The organism is Pantoea sp. Pa-EAmG, assembly GCF_030024295.1.
In the GTDB taxonomy this organism is placed as follows: Bacteria; Pseudomonadota; Gammaproteobacteria; order Enterobacterales; family Enterobacteriaceae; genus Pantoea; species Pantoea dispersa.
In genome coordinates, this window is sequence record NZ_JASEWO010000010.1 from 35,567 (window position 1) to 51,351 (window position 15,785).

General features: G+C 58.3%; 21 protein-coding genes. 7 read left to right on the plus strand and 14 right to left on the minus strand.

Going from position 1 to position 15,785, the window contains the following annotated elements; translation table 11 throughout:
* Nucleotides 1-24: 24 nt before the first annotated feature.
* Together QMM04_RS02855 and QMM04_RS02860 are read right to left on the minus strand one after the other, a co-directional pair.
* Nucleotides 25-1,041 (minus strand): NAD(P)-dependent alcohol dehydrogenase, encoded by a 1,017-nt coding sequence (locus QMM04_RS02855; RefSeq protein ID WP_021508873.1) that lies wholly within the window; start codon nt 1,039-1,041, stop codon nt 25-27.
* A 123-nt stretch (nt 1,042-1,164) separates the two neighbouring features.
* Nucleotides 1,165-1,434, minus strand: a complete 270-nt coding sequence (locus tag QMM04_RS02860) for a hypothetical protein (protein WP_010616678.1) — start codon at nt 1,432-1,434, stop codon at nt 1,165-1,167.
* 332 nt (nt 1,435-1,766) lie between these two features.
* On the opposite strand from QMM04_RS02860, the gene QMM04_RS02865 reads away from it, so the two are divergent.
* The gene (locus QMM04_RS02865; protein ID WP_152391540.1) at nt 1,767-2,663 is read left to right on the plus strand and encodes an extracellular solute-binding protein; all 897 of its coding nucleotides are present in this window, start codon (nt 1,767-1,769) and stop codon (nt 2,661-2,663) included.
* Complete coding sequence (locus QMM04_RS02870) at nt 2,660-3,442, plus strand: ABC transporter permease (protein WP_282995602.1); 783 nt, start codon at nt 2,660-2,662, stop codon at nt 3,440-3,442. The genes QMM04_RS02865 and QMM04_RS02870 overlap by 4 nt, the downstream gene beginning before the upstream one ends.
* On the opposite strand, the gene QMM04_RS02875 is transcribed toward QMM04_RS02870, so the two are convergent.
* The 7 genes from QMM04_RS02875 to QMM04_RS02905 all read right to left on the minus strand — a co-directional run bounded on the left by QMM04_RS02875 (nt 3,439) and on the right by QMM04_RS02905 (nt 9,459).
* Nucleotides 3,439-3,828, minus strand: coding sequence for a response regulator (locus QMM04_RS02875; RefSeq protein ID WP_282995603.1), 390 nt, complete (start codon nt 3,826-3,828; stop codon nt 3,439-3,441). The genes QMM04_RS02870 and QMM04_RS02875 overlap by 4 nt on opposite strands.
* Before the next feature lie 210 nt (nt 3,829-4,038).
* Nucleotides 4,039-4,815, minus strand: a complete 777-nt coding sequence (locus tag QMM04_RS02880; protein WP_058758981.1) for an ATP-binding cassette domain-containing protein — start codon at nt 4,813-4,815, stop codon at nt 4,039-4,041.
* Nucleotides 4,815-5,498 (minus strand): ABC transporter permease subunit, encoded by a 684-nt coding sequence (locus QMM04_RS02885; protein WP_058758980.1) that lies wholly within the window; start codon nt 5,496-5,498, stop codon nt 4,815-4,817. Before QMM04_RS02885 ends, QMM04_RS02880 begins: the two co-directional genes overlap by 1 nt.
* A gap of 9 nt (nt 5,499-5,507) precedes the next feature.
* Nucleotides 5,508-6,227 (minus strand): ABC transporter permease subunit, encoded by a 720-nt coding sequence (locus tag QMM04_RS02890; protein ID WP_058776116.1) that lies wholly within the window; start codon nt 6,225-6,227, stop codon nt 5,508-5,510.
* Nucleotides 6,228-6,239: 12 nt separating this feature from the next.
* The gene (locus tag QMM04_RS02895) at nt 6,240-7,082 is read right to left on the minus strand and encodes a transporter substrate-binding domain-containing protein (protein ID WP_058776197.1); all 843 of its coding nucleotides are present in this window, start codon (nt 7,080-7,082) and stop codon (nt 6,240-6,242) included.
* Between the two features lie 18 nt (nt 7,083-7,100).
* Entirely contained in the window at nt 7,101-8,288 is a 1,188-nt protein-coding gene (locus tag QMM04_RS02900) for a M20 family metallopeptidase (RefSeq protein WP_349253910.1), read from the minus strand.
* Between the two features lie 271 nt (nt 8,289-8,559).
* The gene (locus QMM04_RS02905) at nt 8,560-9,459 is read right to left on the minus strand and encodes a LysR substrate-binding domain-containing protein (protein WP_159377597.1); all 900 of its coding nucleotides are present in this window, start codon (nt 9,457-9,459) and stop codon (nt 8,560-8,562) included.
* A 104-nt stretch (nt 9,460-9,563) separates the two neighbouring features.
* Between QMM04_RS02905 and QMM04_RS02910 the strand changes: the two genes are divergently transcribed.
* The 3 genes from QMM04_RS02910 (at nt 9,564) to QMM04_RS02920 (ending at nt 10,769) form a co-directional block, all read left to right on the plus strand.
* Nucleotides 9,564-10,268, plus strand: coding sequence for an SDR family oxidoreductase (locus QMM04_RS02910; protein WP_058758976.1), 705 nt, complete (start codon nt 9,564-9,566; stop codon nt 10,266-10,268).
* Nucleotides 10,269-10,476: 208 nt separating this feature from the next.
* Nucleotides 10,477-10,608: a hypothetical protein gene (locus QMM04_RS02915; protein WP_254919537.1), complete on the plus strand. Its 132-nt coding sequence runs from the start codon at nt 10,477-10,479 to the stop codon at nt 10,606-10,608.
* A gap of 29 nt (nt 10,609-10,637) precedes the next feature.
* A complete protein-coding gene (locus QMM04_RS02920) occupies nt 10,638-10,769 on the plus strand; it encodes a hypothetical protein (protein ID WP_262258341.1) in 132 nt (43 codons plus the stop codon).
* Nucleotide 10,770: 1 nt separating this feature from the next.
* Here the strand turns inward: QMM04_RS02920 and QMM04_RS02925 are convergent, their stop codons facing one another.
* Entirely contained in the window at nt 10,771-11,703 is a 933-nt protein-coding gene (locus QMM04_RS02925; RefSeq protein WP_021508860.1) for an AraC family transcriptional regulator, read from the minus strand.
* Nucleotides 11,704-11,863: 160 nt separating this feature from the next.
* Between QMM04_RS02925 and QMM04_RS02930 the strand changes: the two genes are divergently transcribed.
* Nucleotides 11,864-12,598 (plus strand): SDR family oxidoreductase, encoded by a 735-nt coding sequence (locus QMM04_RS02930; protein ID WP_275029570.1) that lies wholly within the window; start codon nt 11,864-11,866, stop codon nt 12,596-12,598.
* A 79-nt stretch (nt 12,599-12,677) separates the two neighbouring features.
* On the opposite strand, the gene corA is transcribed toward QMM04_RS02930, so the two are convergent.
* From corA to QMM04_RS02945, 3 genes are all read right to left on the minus strand, one after another.
* Nucleotides 12,678-13,646 (minus strand): magnesium/cobalt transporter CorA, encoded by a 969-nt coding sequence (gene corA, locus QMM04_RS02935; protein WP_021508858.1) that lies wholly within the window; start codon nt 13,644-13,646, stop codon nt 12,678-12,680.
* Nucleotides 13,647-13,742: 96 nt separating this feature from the next.
* Entirely contained in the window at nt 13,743-14,063 is a 321-nt protein-coding gene (locus QMM04_RS02940) for an AzlD domain-containing protein (protein ID WP_021508856.1), read from the minus strand.
* Nucleotides 14,053-14,727 carry an AzlC family ABC transporter permease gene (locus QMM04_RS02945; protein WP_058758973.1) on the minus strand — a complete coding sequence of 225 codons (675 nt, stop codon included), beginning with the start codon at nt 14,725-14,727 and terminating at the stop codon, nt 14,053-14,055. Before QMM04_RS02945 ends, QMM04_RS02940 begins: the two co-directional genes overlap by 11 nt.
* A gap of 102 nt (nt 14,728-14,829) precedes the next feature.
* On the opposite strand from QMM04_RS02945, the gene QMM04_RS02950 reads away from it, so the two are divergent.
* On the plus strand, nt 14,830-15,378 hold the full coding sequence (locus tag QMM04_RS02950) for an XRE family transcriptional regulator (protein ID WP_125311237.1): 549 nt from the start codon (nt 14,830-14,832) through the stop codon (nt 15,376-15,378).
* 129 nt (nt 15,379-15,507) lie between these two features.
* Here the strand turns inward: QMM04_RS02950 and nadS are convergent.
* Nucleotides 15,508-15,785 (minus strand): NadS family protein (gene nadS / locus QMM04_RS02955; RefSeq protein WP_282995605.1); only part of this gene is annotated, 278 nt, incomplete at its 5' end.

Sequence of the window (15,785 nt, forward strand, 5' to 3'; positions counted from 1 at the left end):
GTGTTATCCGCCTCAGATTCCGACTCAGAAATCGGCCTTCAGCACCACGCGGTAATTAGCTTTACCGGCGCGTACGTGATCCAGCGCTTCATTGATTTTTGACATCGGGAACTCTTCCACCTGCGGTGCCACATCGGCGCGTGACGCCAGACGCATCAGCTTACGCAGCTGGCCCGGTGAACCGGTAGAAGAACCCGTTACCGCGCGATCGCCCAGAATCAGACTGAACGCCGGCACCTCAAATGGCTTCATCACCGCGCCCACGGTGTGGAACTTACCGTGCGGAGCCAGCGCCTGGAAGTACGGCTGCCAGTCCAGATCGACGGCTACGGTGCTGATAATCAAATCAAACTGCCCGGCCAGCGCGTTCAGCGCCTGCGGATCGCGGCTGTTGACCACACGATCGGCGCCCATGGCTTTGATGGATTCGGTTTTGCTGGCATTCGAACTGAACGCCGTAACTTCAGCACCCATGGCGCGCAGCAGTTTGATCGCCATATGGCCGAGGCCGCCAATACCGATTACGCCGACGCGGCTGGTGGCCGTTACATGGTGCATCAGCAGCGGTTTGAATACGGTAATGCCGCCACACAGCAGCGGACCGGCAGAGGTGATGTCCATGGATTCCGGCAGCGGAATCACCCACTGCCAGTCGGCGCGCAGATGGCTGGCGAAACCGCCTTTGTTCATGATGGTGGGCACTGAACCGTTCTCACAGTTGACCTGCTCGCCATTGATGCAGGCATCACAGTGCTGGCAGCTTTTCGCGGTCCAGCCGATACCCACGCGCTGGCCGACCTTCAATCCTTTGTCCTGCGCCGCATCGCCGAGTGCGCTGATGCGACCAATCACTTCGTGACCGGCAATGACCGGATAAGAGGAAATGCCCCACTCGTTATCAATCATCGACAAATCAGAATGGCACACACCGCAGTAATCGACCTCAACCAGCACTTCTTCCGCCGCCAGCGGACCGGTTTCGTACTCGTACGGTACCAGCGCATCACCGGCGTTGTGTGCGGCATAACTTTTGATTTTCATTACTGTCCTCTGTTTTCAGCGTTGTTAACCCAGGAAGTCTAGCAGAGCGTATTGCATGATTATGATTAAATTTCAGCCAATTAGAGTCTGTTAAGCGCAACGGGGAAAGAAAAGCATTTCGCGTTAAAGCGAATCGTGACTGGGCGGACTGCGGAACGCATGGCGCGCCTCTTCTATCAACTGGCTGGCGGTGACGGTGGGCGGCAAACGCGTCAGCACTTTGCTGGCCTGCCAGTAACACAGCACCATCTCCTCGTTAGTTTCGTTCTCCGCCATTTCCCTTAAGCGCCTGCGCAGGCTCAGCACGTCCAGCGTTTGCTGTTCATCCACCATCTCAGCGATGGTTTGGTTGATGACCTGATGAATAATTTTCCAGGAAAGATCGGCAAACACATTAAACCTCGTGACGTAGTAACGGGCTCCAGGCAAATGAGGAAAAGGTGCACGCCCAGCGGCACGCAAATAATCTAACTGGGATAACTATAGCCGCTTATTTAACCAGCAAACGGCTGGCCGCCTGCGTATGCGGTAGCTTGCGGATCGGTAAATGAATTTTTTTCTCTCAGCGCGTGATGAACTGGCACTAAAACCCGGCGCTGGCGCGCGACCGCAGGATTTCGCAACAGATTTTACCTTGCGCTAAAACGGAGAATTCCGATAATCGCTATCTACTCATTTATATAGCGAATAGGAATCTACGCGTGAAGACGCTTACCCTACTGTTAATGACTGCCGCCGGCGGATTGAGTTTACCGGCGCAGGCCGCCATGGATATCCGCGTGACGTATGCCGGCTCGATGGGAAAAGTGATGGATCAGGCACTGGGCCCGGCATTTGCACAACAGCATGACGGTAAGTATGAAGGTCAGGGCCAGGGGGCTTACGGCATGGCGCGCCTGCTGGCGAGCAAAAAAATCACTGCTGACGTGTTCGTGTCTATTACTCCCGGTCCGATGCAGATCCTGAAAGACGCCGGACTGATCGACAACGCAGTACCGGTAGCCAGCACCAGCATGGTGATCGCCTATAACCCGAAGGGGCCGTTTGCGCCGCAGTTTGCCGCAGCCAAAGGCAATGATGGCCGCTGGCTTCAGCTGCTGGCAGCGCCGGGACTGAAATTTGGTCGGACCGATCCGGTAAACGATCCTAAAGGCCAGAACATCATTTTCACCCTGCTACTGGCGCAGAAGTATTACCGGCAGCCCGGCATCGCTGACCACATTCTCGGCGGTTACCAGAATCCCGCACAAACCCATCTGGAAGGTGGCTTGCTGACGCGGCTCGAGAGCGGTCAGGTGGATGCGGCTGCGGGCTATGAAAGCGAAGTGATCTCTGCCCATCTCCCTTACATCGCGCTGCCCGATGAAATCAACCTCAGCAATCCGGCGATGGCGACTAAGTGGTACAACACGGTCAGCTTTAGCGTCAAAGACAGCCAGGGTAAAGATAACGTGCTGCACACCCAGCCGCTGGTTTATTACGCGGCGGTGCTGAGGAATGCGCCGCACGGTACGGCCGCTGGCCAGGCTTTTGTCGATTTCATGCTGAGCGCGTCAGGCCAGGCGCTGTTTAAACAGCAAGGTTATGCCGCACCGAAGGGCGATGGGCTTTATATCCCATGAAAATCCGCCATGCTGGCGCGCTGTGGCTGTCGCTACCCGCCCTGGTGCTGCTGGCCGTACCGTTTATCACCCTGACGGGCGTCACACACTGGCAACACCTGCGGCTGGCGTGGGGTGACGGCGCGGCGATTACCACGTCGCTCAGTCTGGGAGCGATCGCGCTGGTGCTGATCTTTCTGACCGGCTTACCGCTGGCCTGGTGGCTGTCGCAGGCGCGGGGAAAAATACGCTGGCTGGTGGAAACGCTGGTGATGATCCCGCTGCTGACGCCGCCGCTGGCGATGGGAATCCTGCTGGTCAGCGCGTACGGTCCGTACAGTTTGCCCGGCCAGCTGCTGAGCAAGCTGGGCTGGACGCTGGTGAACAATCCCGCCGCCTTTATTCTGGCGCAGTGGTATGGCGCGCTGCCCTACTTTGTCACCAGCGCACGCTCGGCGTTTATCGCGGTGCCGCAGGAGATCCTTGAAGCGGGTCGGACGCTGGGTGCCGCGCCGTGGCCACGCTTCTGGCGGCTGGCGCTGCCCCTGGCCGCACCGGGCCTGGCGTGGGCTACGGCGCTGGCATGGGTGCGGGCGATGGGCGAATTCGGCATTGTGATGATTTTCGCCTGGTTTCCCCACGGAATGCCGGCGCAGCTGTACAACAATCTGCAAAACGACGGCGTGGATGCGGTGTATGTGCTGTTGTGGCTGTTACTGCTGTTTACCCTGCCGGTGCCGCTGCTGTGCGCGCTGGCTTCCCGGCGCGCGCTTTCCGGCAACACGGTGCGGCATCATTAGAGGCTGGCGCGCTGCTCACTCTCACGCATCGCCAGCCGGACCGTCTCCAGCAGCGATTCAATCTCCAGCGGCCGGGTGAAAAAGGCAAAGGCGCCCTGAGCAAACAAGCGCCGGCAGGCCTCCAGCGTGTCGTGCCCGGTCATGATGATCACCGGCAGCAGCGGATGGCGTGCGCCCTGCCTGGCCAGCCAGCTCAGGCCGCTACTCTCTGGCTGTCGCACGTCAAGCAGCAGACAGCCGCATACGGCTTGCTGATCGGCGGCGGCGGTTTCGAACGATGCCAGGTCAGCAAAGTCGGCGACCTCGTAGTCCACGGTTCGCAGCAGAAATCCCAGCGACTCGCGCACGGATACATCATCATCCACTAACCACACCTTCGCGCCCATTACGTACTCCGCCTGTAGAAAAATGAGGAAAATTTCGGCCCTCTCTGTCGCGCGGTAACGCAACAGCAGCCAGACCTGACGGTAGCTGGTTATCGATGGACGTGAAGTGCGCGACGACGTGCACCTTCCCTGCGCCGATAAAAAAGCCCTCCGTTGAGGGAGGGCGATTTTTCCATAATTTGGCTTAGAACACCATTGGCACAAATCTGGTTAGCTGTTGCGCTGCAGGTGGCTGCTGACAAAAGCGCGACAGCGCGCCGAGATCGGTTCGCTAAACACCTGCTGCGGCGATCCGGACTCTTCGATTTTGCCCTGATGCAGAAACACCGCTTTGTTTGATACATCGCGCGCAAACCCCATTTCGTGGGTGACGATAATCATGGTGCGCCCCTCTTCCGCCAGGCTGCGGATGACGCGCAGCACTTCGCCCACCAGCTCCGGGTCGAGCGCGGAAGTGGGTTCATCAAACAGTATCGCTTTCGGCTGCTGCGCCAGCGCCCGGGCAATCGCCACGCGCTGCTGCTGGCCACCGGAGAGCTGCGATGGCCACGCGTTGCGCTTTTCGTATAACCCGACTTTTTGCAGCAGCGCTTCGGCCTCGGCAACGGCCTCCTGATGACTGCGCTTCTGCACATGGATCGGCGCCTCAATGATGTTCTGCAGCACGGTTTTGTGCGGCCACAGATTGAAGCCCTGAAACACAAAGCCGAGCTGCATGCGCATCAGCTTAATGCGGCGGCGCTGTTCACGGCTCAGCTTTTCGTCCGCGTTATCGAGGGTGACCACTTCATCGCCCACGGCAATCTCACCGGCCTGTGGCACTTCAAGAAACGGGATGCAGCGCAGCAGCGTACTTTTACCGGAGCCGCTGGCGCCGATCAGCGAAATGACGTCGCCATCCTGCGCCGTCAGGCTGATGTCATGCAGCACTTCATGCCCGCTATAACTTTTTCTGAGATGGCTCAGGGCAATAGTGGGTTTGTTCATTAACGTGCTCCAGCGTGATAAGGGGACAAACGGCGCTCCAGCAGCGCCACCGCTTTGCTCACCAGCACGGTCAGCAGCAGATAGATAATCGCCGCGCTGATAAACACCTCCAGCGCGCGGAAGGTTTCTGACACGATGGAGTCGGCGATGCCGGTCATCTCCATCAGGCTGATGGTGCTCACCAGCGATGTGGATTTGATCATCGAGATGATCTCATTGCTGTAGGCCGGCAGCGCCTGTCGCACCGCCAGCGGCAGCGTGATGCGCCGCAGCGTAGTGAAGCGCGACATGCCGCACACTTTCGCCGCTTCCAGTGACTGCACGCTAACCGCATTCAGTCCGCCGCGCAGGATCTCGGCGGTGTAAGCCGCGTCGTTGAGAATCAGCGCAATTAACCCGCACCAGTAGGGCTCACGCAGCAGCGGCCACAGCACGCTTTCGCGCACCGCCGGCAGGCTGCCGAGGCCATAGTAAATCATGAAGATTTGAATCAGCAGCGGCGTACCGCGGAACAGCCAGACATAAAAACGCGTAACGTAGCTGCCGAGGCGATGCTGACGCAGCAGATTCAGCAGCAGCGCCAGTATCCCGCCGCCCAGCAGGGATAATACCGCCAGGTTGAGCGTCAGCGGCAGTCCGCGCAGCAGCGCCGCCAGCGTGTGCTGTAAAAAGGTGAAATCCATCGTGGCTCCCTACAACCGCGCGCGTTGTTGCCCGCGCATGGCCACTTTTTCCACATAGCGGAAGAAGAAATCTGAACAGGTGGTGATAATCAGATAAATCACCGCGCCTACGCTGTAGAAGAAAAACGGCATCTGGGTGGAATTCGACGCGGTGGAAATCTGGTTCATGGTTTCCACCAGCCCGGTCACCGATACCAGCGCCGACTCCTTAATCACCGATTGCCACTGATTACCCATGCCCGGCAGCGCGGTGCGCAGCGCCTGCGGCACAATCATGCGGCGGAACAGCATAAAACGGCCCATACCGGTGACCGTAGCGGCTTCCAGCGTGCCGGCGGGAATCGCGTAAAACGCGCCGCGAAATACGCTGCTCTGATAAGCGCCGGAAATCAGCCCGATAGCGATCGCGCCGGCAACGAAGCCGTTAACGTCAAACGGTCCCTGCAGGCCGATAGCTTCACCGATAAACCCGACCACCTGTCGGCCGCCAAAGTAGAACAGGTAGATCACCAGCAGCTCCGGCACGCCGCGAAACAGCGTGATGTAGCCGCTGGCAAGACGCTGCTGCCAGCGGCCGCCACCAATCTGCATCCAGCACAGCAGGCTGCCGAGCATCGCGCCCAGCAGCCACGCACACAGCGAGACCGTTACCGTGACGGTGGCGGCGTCCAGCAGCACGCCGCCCCAGCCTTCGTCACCAAAACCCAACAGTTGCCAGTCAATAGTCATAAGCGCTCAGCATTATTCCGCAGGCGCGACGTTCTCGCCGAACCATTTCTCAGACAGTTGCTTCAGCGTGCCGTCTTTGATCATCGATACCAGCGCCTGATCCAGCGCGGCTTTCAGCTCCGGATTGTTTTTACGAATGGCAATCGCCGAGCCCTGGCCCAGTACACCCCCCACAAAGCCGTAACCGGTGCTGTTTACCGTATCCGCGTGTTTTTTCACATAAGCATTGAGATTGGTGCGCGATGCCATGACCGCATCAACCCGGCCATTGAGCAGATCGGCGAAGGTTTCCGGGCCGGCCTGATAGGTACGGATAGTCGCGACATCACCGAGGTATTTGTTGAGAAAATCGGCCTGAATGGTAGCGACCTGCACCGCAATGGTTTTGCCTTTGAACTTCGCCTTCAGCGCGTCGATGGCTTTGTTCATACCGGCTTCATCGGTCGCCTGTACCACTTCACCGTTGCCCGGCAGGGTATCCACTGCGCTGCCCTTCAGCGTGACGAAGCCCGAAACGCTCACGGTGTACTGATGGGTAAAATCCACCACTTCTTGACGTTTTGGCGTCACGGTGACGGCATCGACCACTGCATCATATTTGCCATCAGCGAGGCCGGGGATCAGTCCGGACCACTTTTGCGCGACGATTTCATATTTGAATCCCGCGCGTTTCGCCAGTTCGGCCACCATATCGGGCTCGTAGCCGACAATTTTGCCGCTCGGCGTGGACTGGTTAAACGGCGGATAGGCCGCTTCGGTAGCGAATTTTAACGTGCCAAAATCTTTTGCCTGAACCACGGCAGAAGCCAGCAGCAACAGGCCCGCGGAGGCGGAGAACAGCCCTTTACGCATCATCATAAAACCTCATTATTATCAGGAGAGTAAGTCGATCGCTATACGGGCCAGAGCCTGTGTGCCAGCGTGAATGCTGCGTTCGTCCGGCTGATAGTCGGAGTTGTGCAGATGGTCGTCGCGCCCCGGCGCGCCAGAGCCGATATGGATCTGACAGCCCGGCACACGCTCGGTAAACAGCGAGAAATCTTCCGCGCCAAAGCTGCTGCTGGGTTTTGCCACCACCGGCTTGCCGAACTGGTGCGACAGAATCGGCTCCAGTGCATCAATCAGCGCATCATCATTCATCAGCGGCGGTACGCCTCGCTGATAATTGACCTCAATCCGCGTATTGAGCGACAGTGCGACACCGGCACAGATGCGGCGGAAAGCGTCTTCCATGTGAGCGCGCGCCTGCGGTGATTTAGCGCGGATGGTGCCCTGAATCAGGCAGCTGTCGGAGATGATGTTATGGGTGGTGCCGCCGTGGATATGGCCAATCGTCAGCACAGCAGAGTTCGCCGGATCGAGCTCGCGCGACACAATGGTCTGCAGCTGCGTTACCAGGCTGGCGGCGGCAATGATCGGATCGGTACCCATGTGCGGCCGGGCGGCGTGGGTGGATTTGCCATGAATCACTACGTCGAATTCATCGCTGGAGGCGGTGCTGGCACCGCGCGTCAGGGCGATTTCTCCTGCGGCCAGCTCTGGTTTATTGTGCAGCGTGATCGCCACATCAATGCCGTCCGCTGCGCCGGCAGCAATCATGGCTTGCGCGCCGCTCTCTGGCGTCTCTTCCGCCGGCTGAAAAATCAGCCGCACCATGCCGTGCAGCTGGCTGCGCAGGTCCGTGAGGATCGCTGCAACGCCGAGCAGCGTAGCCGTGTGGATATCGTGGCCGCAGGCGTGCATTTTACCCGGCCAGATGCTGCTAAACGGCAGGCCGGTTTGCTCATGAATCGGCAGCGCATCCATATCGGCACGCAGCAGCACGGTCCTGCCCGGCTGCGCGCCGGTAATGTCCACCATCACGCCGGTGCGGCCCACGCCGGTTTGCGGCGTCAGCCCGAGGCGCAGCAACTCCTGTTCCACGATGGCTGCGGTGCGGACGGTGTCGAAACCAAGTTCCGGATGTGCGTGAATATCGCGCCGGATGGCGATGAGGTGCGCCTGCATGCTTTCACTTCTGGCGCTGATATCCCTGGCTAAAAGAATTTTATGATCGGTCATGGTGGTAATACGGTTATGCAGGCTGTCGCCTGGCCGTTATGGCATTTTTATGAAATTCAGCGTTTTATTTATTCACAGCCCTCAGCAGATTGCAACGCACAATTCCTTTCCTTAATAGCTGAATTTGCGTGATATTTTTCTAAAACCCTGCCTGTGCAGGATAAACCTTATAAAATGCATGCTCAGTCAGTTATAACATTCATAATTCGCAGACGATCATCAGTTTTACTGATTTTGTTATTGAACATAAAAGCATCGCGTTGCTCAGCCATCAATCTTTGCTCTGCTCCGCCTGACTGAGTAGCCACGCACGAACCGCACTCACCGTTGCCTGCTCACGCGGACGACGCGGAGCCACCAGATACCAGCCGGCATCAACGGGCATCTCACGATGCCAGGCGGGAACCAGCCGACCGCTGGCCAGATCGTTCTGCACAAAATGCGGGCTGGTCAGTGCGATACCCTGACCACTCAGCGCCGCTTCCAGCGCCAGCGCGGTCTGGTTGAAGCGCAGATGATGCTGATGCTGCAGCGACTGGCCGGGGAACATAAACGCCAGGAACGCCGGCCACAGGTGATGGCCATCGTGCAGCAGCGGATAGCGCAGGCAATTTTCTGGCTGCGCTGCATCATCGTGTTGTGCCAGCAGCGCCGGGCTGACCACCGCCAGCACCGTCTGGCTAAACAGCAGCGTGGCCTCCAGCCCGCTACCAAACGGCGGCCGGCCATAGCGCACCGCCAGGTCGACGCCTTCATGGTGAAACTGCACCAGCCGTTCAGAGGCCAGCACGCGCAGGTCGATATCCGGCCAGGCCGCGGTAAATGCCGGTAAACGCGGCAGCATCCAGCGGCTGGCAAAGGTCGGTGTTACGCTCAGCGTCAGGCGATCCGGCTCCGGGCGCAGCGTGCGCGTCGCCTCATCAATCAGCTCAAATGCCTGTCGAATGTGCACCGCATAGCCTGCACCGGCAGCGGTCAGCGCCAGCGAACGCGGCAACCGATCGAACAGTTTCAGGCCCAGGCTGGCCTCGAGACCGCGAATATGCTGCGCAACCGCACCCTGCGTCACGCCGAGCTCTTCAGCGGCGAGGCGAAAATTAAGGTGCCGCGTCACGGCTTCAAATACCCGAAGTGCATTCAGCGACGGTAATGCCTGAAAGCCCTGATTCATCCTGTAGTTTTCCTATCGTCAATTGCCAGCTGAGCTGACTCTCTGCGGCATCTCCCGGCCATTATACTGGCATCACAGGATATTTAATTGATGAGGTTACTCACATGACAGTAGAAAAAGTTGCGGTAATTGTCGCAGGTGGCAGCGGTATGGGCGCAGCGGCAGCGGAGAAGCTGGCCAGCGAGGGTTTCAGGGTCGCGATTCTTTCCTCCTCCGGCAAAGGCGAGGCGCTGGCGAATCGTCTGGGCGGGCTCGGTATTACCGGTTCGAATCAGTCAGTGGACGATTTGCAGCACCTGATTGATGCCACTCTGGCGCGCTGGGGACGTATTGACGTGCTGGTTAACAGTGCCGGTCACGGTCCGCGCGCGCCAATCCTCGAATTAAGCGATGATGCGTGGCAGCAGGGAATGGAAACCTACTTCCTCAACGTGGTGCGCGCTGTACGTCTGGTCACGCCGATCATGCAGCAGCAGGGTGGCGGCAGTATCATCAATATCTCATCGGCATGGACGTTTGAACCCACCGACATGTTCCCGACCTCGGCCGTGTTCCGTGCCGGTCTGGCTTCTTTCAGTAAAATCTTTGCCGACACCTACGCAGCTGAGAATATTCGTATCAACAACGTCCTGCCAGGCTGGATTGATAGCCTGCCGAAAACGGATGAACGGCGCGACAGCGTGCCCATGCAGCGCTACGGCACGGCTGCAGAAGTGGCGGCTACCATTGCGTTTCTTGCTTCGCCCGGCGCGGCTTATATCACCGGGCAGAATCTTCGCGTGGACGGCGGCGTCACGCGCAGCGTGTAACCGGCTTTGCTGTGCCAGATGGTCACAGCGGCACCTGATGTCCGCTGTGGCTATTGCCTGCCTGCTAAGGAATTTCTCAGCCTGTTTTCAAGACTGGTCTTGTCGTTTCGCGGCCTTATAACACGTCAGAATGTTCTTATTCGCTGACAGAATTTTCTGTTCTCAGCTGCCGGATATTCCCTATAAAACTTTCTGATTTGAGGTCGCTATGCCACTGCTTCTTCGTATGCGTCTGCACACGCTGCTGACTCCCGAACGCCATCTTGTCTGGCGTTTTCTGCTAACAGGTTGTGCATTTTTCTGGATTCTGCTGGTGGTTGCCGTGATGGGGCTGCGCTGATGAATTGCTGGCTGTTGTGAGGGATGATTATGGTATTAATGTTATCGCCGCGCCTCAGTGCGCTGCTGAATTTTTCCCGCCGGTTACTGTGCCAGCTGGCACTGGCTGCCAGCCTGCTGTTCTGGATTGGTGTGGTGGCGGCAATCGTCATCGCGTACTGACCTAATGTGCCTGTAGCCGCGCGGATAATTGTTCCGGCGGCAGCAGCGCAAAGGCGCGTTTCATCACCCGCGCCTCGTCAGCTGGGGTGCGACCAAACATCCGCTTAAACTCCCGGTTAAACTGTGAATCACTTTCGTAACCGACACGTGCGGCGGCACCGGCGGCGGTGAGATTATCGCGAATCATCATCAAACGCGCCTGATGCAGCCGCAGCGACTTGAGATACTGAATCGGCGAGGTCTGCGTGACGCTTTTGAAATGCAGATGGAAGCGCGGAACGCTCATGCCCGCTTCGCTGGCCAGATGCGGCACATCCAGCGGCTGCTGCCAGTCAGCATGAATGCGCTGCAGCGCCCGCGCGATGCGGCCAAAATGCCCCTGATAGGTCAGCGCTGCGCGCACCGCACCGCCCTGCTCACCCAGCAACACACGAAAGCAAATCTCTTCTACCCGTGCCGGGCCTAAAACCTGCGCTTCCAGCGGATCGCTCAGCGCCTGCAACAGGCGCAGCGTGCTGTCCGCCAGCGTCTCATTTACCGGCGTCGAAATAATGCTGGCTGGTGTCTCCGCCAGCGGAATGTCTGCCGCTGCGACCTGCGTCACCAGGCGCGCCAGCGTGGCCGCATCCAGACGAATAGCCAGCCCCAGCAACGGTTCGGCGGAGGTCGCTTCAGTTTCAGCGGAGAACGGCAGCGGCACCGACAACACCAGATAGTGCTGTGCGTCGTAGCGATACATTTTGTCGGCAAGAAACGCCCGCTTCGAGCCCTGACAGATAATGATGATGCTCGGCTCATAAAGAACCGGCGTACGCGCCCACTGCCGGTCGGCACGCATAAAGCGCACGCTGTCGAGCAGTGAGGCCGTGTAACCTTCCTGCGGTGCCAGCTGGCGCAGCAGCGCGCAGGTCTGCTGTTGTACGGTTTGCGACATAACGGGTTTCCGGTGAGAGGTTCAGGCAAAGCATAGCCAGGTTTCTTTCTTACTCACAATAGTGACGAGAGAATCAGGCAATGATGCGCCACAATCCGGTCTGTTCGCTTTAGCCGGCGTTTTCCACAATAGCCTCGTCAACCAACACGAGGAAACCATCATGGCTCATTCCAATGCGAAAGTGATTATTCTGACCGGCGCCAGCAGCGGCATCGGCGAAGCGATAGCACGTCTGCTGGCCAGTCAGGGGCATAAACTGGTGCTCGGCGCGCGCCGTACCGATCGGCTGGCAATACTGTGTGATGAACTGCGTGCCAGCGGCGCGCAACTGGATTATCTGGCCACCGACGTGACGCAGCGTGCCGATACGCAGCAGCTGGCCGATTTTGCCCGCGATAAATATGGCCGGGTTGATGTGATGATCAACAATGCCGGCGTCATGCCGCTGTCGCCGCTCAGTTCGCTGAAGGTGGATGAATGGGACCGTATGCTCGACGTCAACGTGCGTGGCGTACTTTACGGTATTGCTGCCGTGCTGCCAGTCATGGAATCGCAGCAAAGCGGCCATATCATCAATATCGCCTCGATTGGTGCGCTGGCGGTATCGCCGACGGCAGCGGTGTACTGCGCCACAAAATTCGCGGTTCGCGCCATCTCGGATGGCCTGCGTCAGGAATCGCGCCAGCTGCGTGTGACGGTCATTAATCCCGGCGTGGTGGAATCGGAACTGGCGGACACCATCACTGACGAGACCGCACGCGTGGCCATGCAGAGCTATCGTCAGATTACGTTAAAACCCGAAGCCATTGCGCAGGCGGTGAGCTGGGCCATTAATCAGCCTGGCGAAGTTGATGTCAATGAGATCACGGTGCGCCCTACTGCCAGCGCGCATTGAGGCAGATTGGGCCTGGCGATTTCAGGCTGAAATCGCCCTGGCCTGCGCGTCTGGTGACAGCGCGCGCAGGCCATCATGCTTACAGCCAGCCCGCTTTTTTCAGCCGCCACCACATAACGAAACAGATCACCAGCGTGACCGCCAGCGCCGCCGGATAGCCAAAGTGGCTGTGCAGCTCTGGCATGTCTGAGAAGTTCATACCGTACATACTGAAGATGATAGTCGGCACAATCAGTATTGCCCCCCAGCCGGCCAGCTTTTTATTCACCTCACTCTGCTGTACCGAGACCAGCGCCAGATTCACCTGCATGGCGCTGGCCAGCGTTTCGCGCATGTCTTCGGCATCAATCATGACGTGGTGCGCGTGATCCTGCACGTCGCGCAGATAGGCGCGCAGATTTTTCGGGATGATATCTTCATGGAAGCGCACCAGCTGCGGGCAGATCTCTGTCACCGGCATCGCCGCATTGCGCAACGACAGCAGCTGACGCCGCAAGTGGTAGACATTCTCCAGCGTGACGCTGTCAAAGCGGGTGGTGAACATGCCGTCTTCCAGGTCAGCAATACGTTCACTCAGCGATTCGGTGATTTTGCTGTAGTTGTCGACGATAAAATCGAGAATGCAGTAGAGCGCATAGCCGGGTCCCTGGCACAGCATGGCATGATTTTTCTCGGCTTTAGCGCGGATCGCTTTATAGCCCTCAACCGAACCGTGACGCACGGTAATCAGAAAATTTTTGCCGAGGAAAAAGTGGGTTTCGCCAAAGCTGATGCGCTGGCGATCTTCCATGTGTGCGGTTTTCACCACGATAAATACCGATTCGCCGTACTGCTCAATCTTGGGACGCTGATGCGCCACCAGCGCATCCTCAATCGCCAGCTCATGCAGGCTAAACTCTTCCTGCAGCGTTTGCATGAACGCCGGATCGGGTTGATACAGGCCAAGCCAGACGAACGATTTTTCCTCTTTCAGCACTTCGCTGATTTGATCGACTTCGACATGCTCTTCGCGTTTGCCGTGGCGATACACCACGCAGTTAATCACCATTTTCGCGTTGTCCTTGTTGTACTCTCTATCCCTAATCATAGCTGCAAAGCAGGTGCCAGTGCGCCGTCATCTTTGCGCCGGTCATCACGCCGCCGCTTACGGTACGCCAAAATAGCGCAGCAGCGCCGTCATCACCGCCGCACCGATGATTACCAGTATCAATGGCGCGCGACGCCAGGCGAGAAACACCGCGAACAACACGCCGGTGAGCCGTGCGACGCCGGCGAAATCGGTGCCCTCAAACAGCGCGGTGGTGACAGCGACAGCCAGCAGCAGCACCGTTGCCGCGTCGGACAGCATGTTGCGCACACGTTCTGACATGTGCATCCGGCTGCCCAGCCGGTAACCGGCAAAGCGAATCGCATACGTCCCTGCAGCCAGCAGCGCGATGCCGGCAATCACTAAACTATTTTGCATCTTTGCGCTCCCGCCAGCTCAGCAAACCGAGTAAAGAAAACAGCACCGGCATACCGGCTGGCACAAAAGGCGTCGCCAGCACGGACAGCAGTGCCCCGAGGGTGGCCGGAATGCGCGTGCGACGCTGGCGCAGCGCCGGGAAAATCAGCGCGATCAGGATGGCCGGAAACACCGCGTCCAGGCCAATCGCCGACACATCAGGAATAAAGCGCCCAATCACCGCACCGGCAATCACCGTGAGCGGCCAGATGGCAAAAATACCCAGTCCGCAAACCCAGTAAGCCGCCCGACGCTGCGCCAGCTTCGGCTGTGAAATACCGAACACCACGCTCTCGTCATTCATGATATGGCAGCCCAGCAGGCTGCGTCCGCCCTGCCCGACCAGGTCTTTCACCGCAATGCCAAACGGCAGATGACGCGCGTTGACCAGTAAACCGGCTGCGGCAGCGGTTAACGGACTGCCGCCGCCTGCCACGATGCCAATAAACAAAAACTCGGACGCACCCGCCAGCACCAGCGTCGAGAGCGCAATCGGCACCCAGAGCGGAAAACCGTCGGCAGCGGCAAGAGAACCATAGGAGAGGCCAACGATGCCGTCGGCCAGACAAACAAGGAAGATCGCTTTCAATACGCCGCGATCAAGCGGTACGGCACCCAGACGCATCACAATTTGATCTCATAACGAACAAGAAAGCCGTTATAATGAACGCACCGTACGTGTTTTACAAGATGAACAAAACGTTCGATATAAAGAACAGGAGTAATTGTGACCCCGCCCATTGCTATCATTGCCGCCGGACTGGTGCGCGAACGCCAGCGCGCCGGACTTTCGCTGACGGAAGTGGCGCGCCGCGCTGGCATCGCCAAGTCAACGCTGTCGCAACTGGAGGCAGGCAACGGTAACCCCAGCATTGAGACGTTATGGTCACTGTGTGTGGCGCTGAATATTCCGTTTGCACGGCTGATGGAGCCGGAAGTGAAAAAGATGCAGGTGATTCGGCGTGGCGAAGGCATGGTGGTGTCAGCAGAGTTAGCGGACTTTCAGGCCGCGCTACTGGCCAGCTGTCCGCCGGGCGGCCGCCGCGATCTGTACTTGATTACCAGCCAGCCCGGCGCACCGCGCGCGTCAAAACCGCATCCACCGGGTTCAGTCGAACACATCATCCTGGCACGCGGTCGCGCGCGGGTCGGCCCGATGGACGCGCCGGTCGAACTCTTCCCCGGCGATTATATTTGTTATCCCGCTGATGAACCGCACATCTTCGAGGCGCTCGACGCCGATACCATGGCGGTCCAGCTGTCGGAGCAGAATTAGACGTTATAAGCTTCAAACATGCCTTAGCTCACAGCTAAAGTTTGTGAGCTCAATCCGTCTGGTGGTTGCTGAAAGCGCCGCAACAGGCAATCTGCCAGGCCATGATAATAATCGGTAGCGCAACTGGGATTACAACGCCTGTAATGCGTTAATCAGTAAGGGCTGCTGCTGAATGAGATAAAGCATTTTTAATGCTGGTCCGGTAGGGCTGCGTCTGTGTTGCTCCCAGCTACGAATAAGATCCACGCTCACGCCCATCGCATCGGCAAACTCAGCTTGCTTTAGCCCCGCATTTTTTCTGATCAGCTTTACATCCGGCAGTTCATGACGGTGGATGCGGTTTATGTCCGGTGATTCATGGACCTGCTCAATGGCGGCCATTTCCTGCACGCTTTCAACCAGGTCGT

What these genes read in the sequence shown, in the direction of transcription:
- QMM04_RS02855 (WP_021508873.1), bottom strand. Translation starts at nt 1,041, where the DNA reads ATGAAAATCAAAAGTTATGCCGCACACAACGCCGGTGATGCGCTGGTA.
- QMM04_RS02865 (WP_152391540.1), top strand. Translation starts at nt 1,767, where the DNA reads ATGACTGCCGCCGGCGGATTGAGTTTACCGGCGCAGGCCGCCATGGAT.
- QMM04_RS02870 (WP_282995602.1), top strand. Translation starts at nt 2,660, where the DNA reads ATGAAAATCCGCCATGCTGGCGCGCTGTGGCTGTCGCTACCCGCCCTG.
- QMM04_RS02875 (WP_282995603.1), bottom strand. Translation starts at nt 3,828, where the DNA reads ATGGGCGCGAAGGTGTGGTTAGTGGATGATGATGTATCCGTGCGCGAG.
- QMM04_RS02880 (WP_058758981.1), bottom strand. Translation starts at nt 4,815, where the DNA reads ATGAACAAACCCACTATTGCCCTGAGCCATCTCAGAAAAAGTTATAGC.
- QMM04_RS02885 (WP_058758980.1), bottom strand. Translation starts at nt 5,498, where the DNA reads ATGGATTTCACCTTTTTACAGCACACGCTGGCGGCGCTGCTGCGCGGA.
- QMM04_RS02890 (WP_058776116.1), bottom strand. Translation starts at nt 6,227, where the DNA reads ATGACTATTGACTGGCAACTGTTGGGTTTTGGTGACGAAGGCTGGGGC.
- QMM04_RS02895 (WP_058776197.1), bottom strand. Translation starts at nt 7,082, where the DNA reads ATGATGCGTAAAGGGCTGTTCTCCGCCTCCGCGGGCCTGTTGCTGCTG.
- QMM04_RS02900 (WP_349253910.1), bottom strand. Translation starts at nt 8,288, where the DNA reads ATGACCGATCATAAAATTCTTTTAGCCAGGGATATCAGCGCCAGAAGT.
- QMM04_RS02905 (WP_159377597.1), bottom strand. Translation starts at nt 9,459, where the DNA reads ATGAATCAGGGCTTTCAGGCATTACCGTCGCTGAATGCACTTCGGGTA.
- QMM04_RS02910 (WP_058758976.1), top strand. Translation starts at nt 9,564, where the DNA reads ATGACAGTAGAAAAAGTTGCGGTAATTGTCGCAGGTGGCAGCGGTATG.
- QMM04_RS02915 (WP_254919537.1), top strand. Translation starts at nt 10,477, where the DNA reads ATGCCACTGCTTCTTCGTATGCGTCTGCACACGCTGCTGACTCCCGAA.
- QMM04_RS02920 (WP_262258341.1), top strand. Translation starts at nt 10,638, where the DNA reads ATGGTATTAATGTTATCGCCGCGCCTCAGTGCGCTGCTGAATTTTTCC.
- QMM04_RS02925 (WP_021508860.1), bottom strand. Translation starts at nt 11,703, where the DNA reads ATGTCGCAAACCGTACAACAGCAGACCTGCGCGCTGCTGCGCCAGCTG.
- QMM04_RS02930 (WP_275029570.1), top strand. Translation starts at nt 11,864, where the DNA reads ATGGCTCATTCCAATGCGAAAGTGATTATTCTGACCGGCGCCAGCAGC.
- corA (WP_021508858.1), bottom strand. Translation starts at nt 13,646, where the DNA reads ATGGTGATTAACTGCGTGGTGTATCGCCACGGCAAACGCGAAGAGCAT.
- QMM04_RS02940 (WP_021508856.1), bottom strand. Translation starts at nt 14,063, where the DNA reads ATGCAAAATAGTTTAGTGATTGCCGGCATCGCGCTGCTGGCTGCAGGG.
- QMM04_RS02945 (WP_058758973.1), bottom strand. Translation starts at nt 14,727, where the DNA reads ATGCGTCTGGGTGCCGTACCGCTTGATCGCGGCGTATTGAAAGCGATC.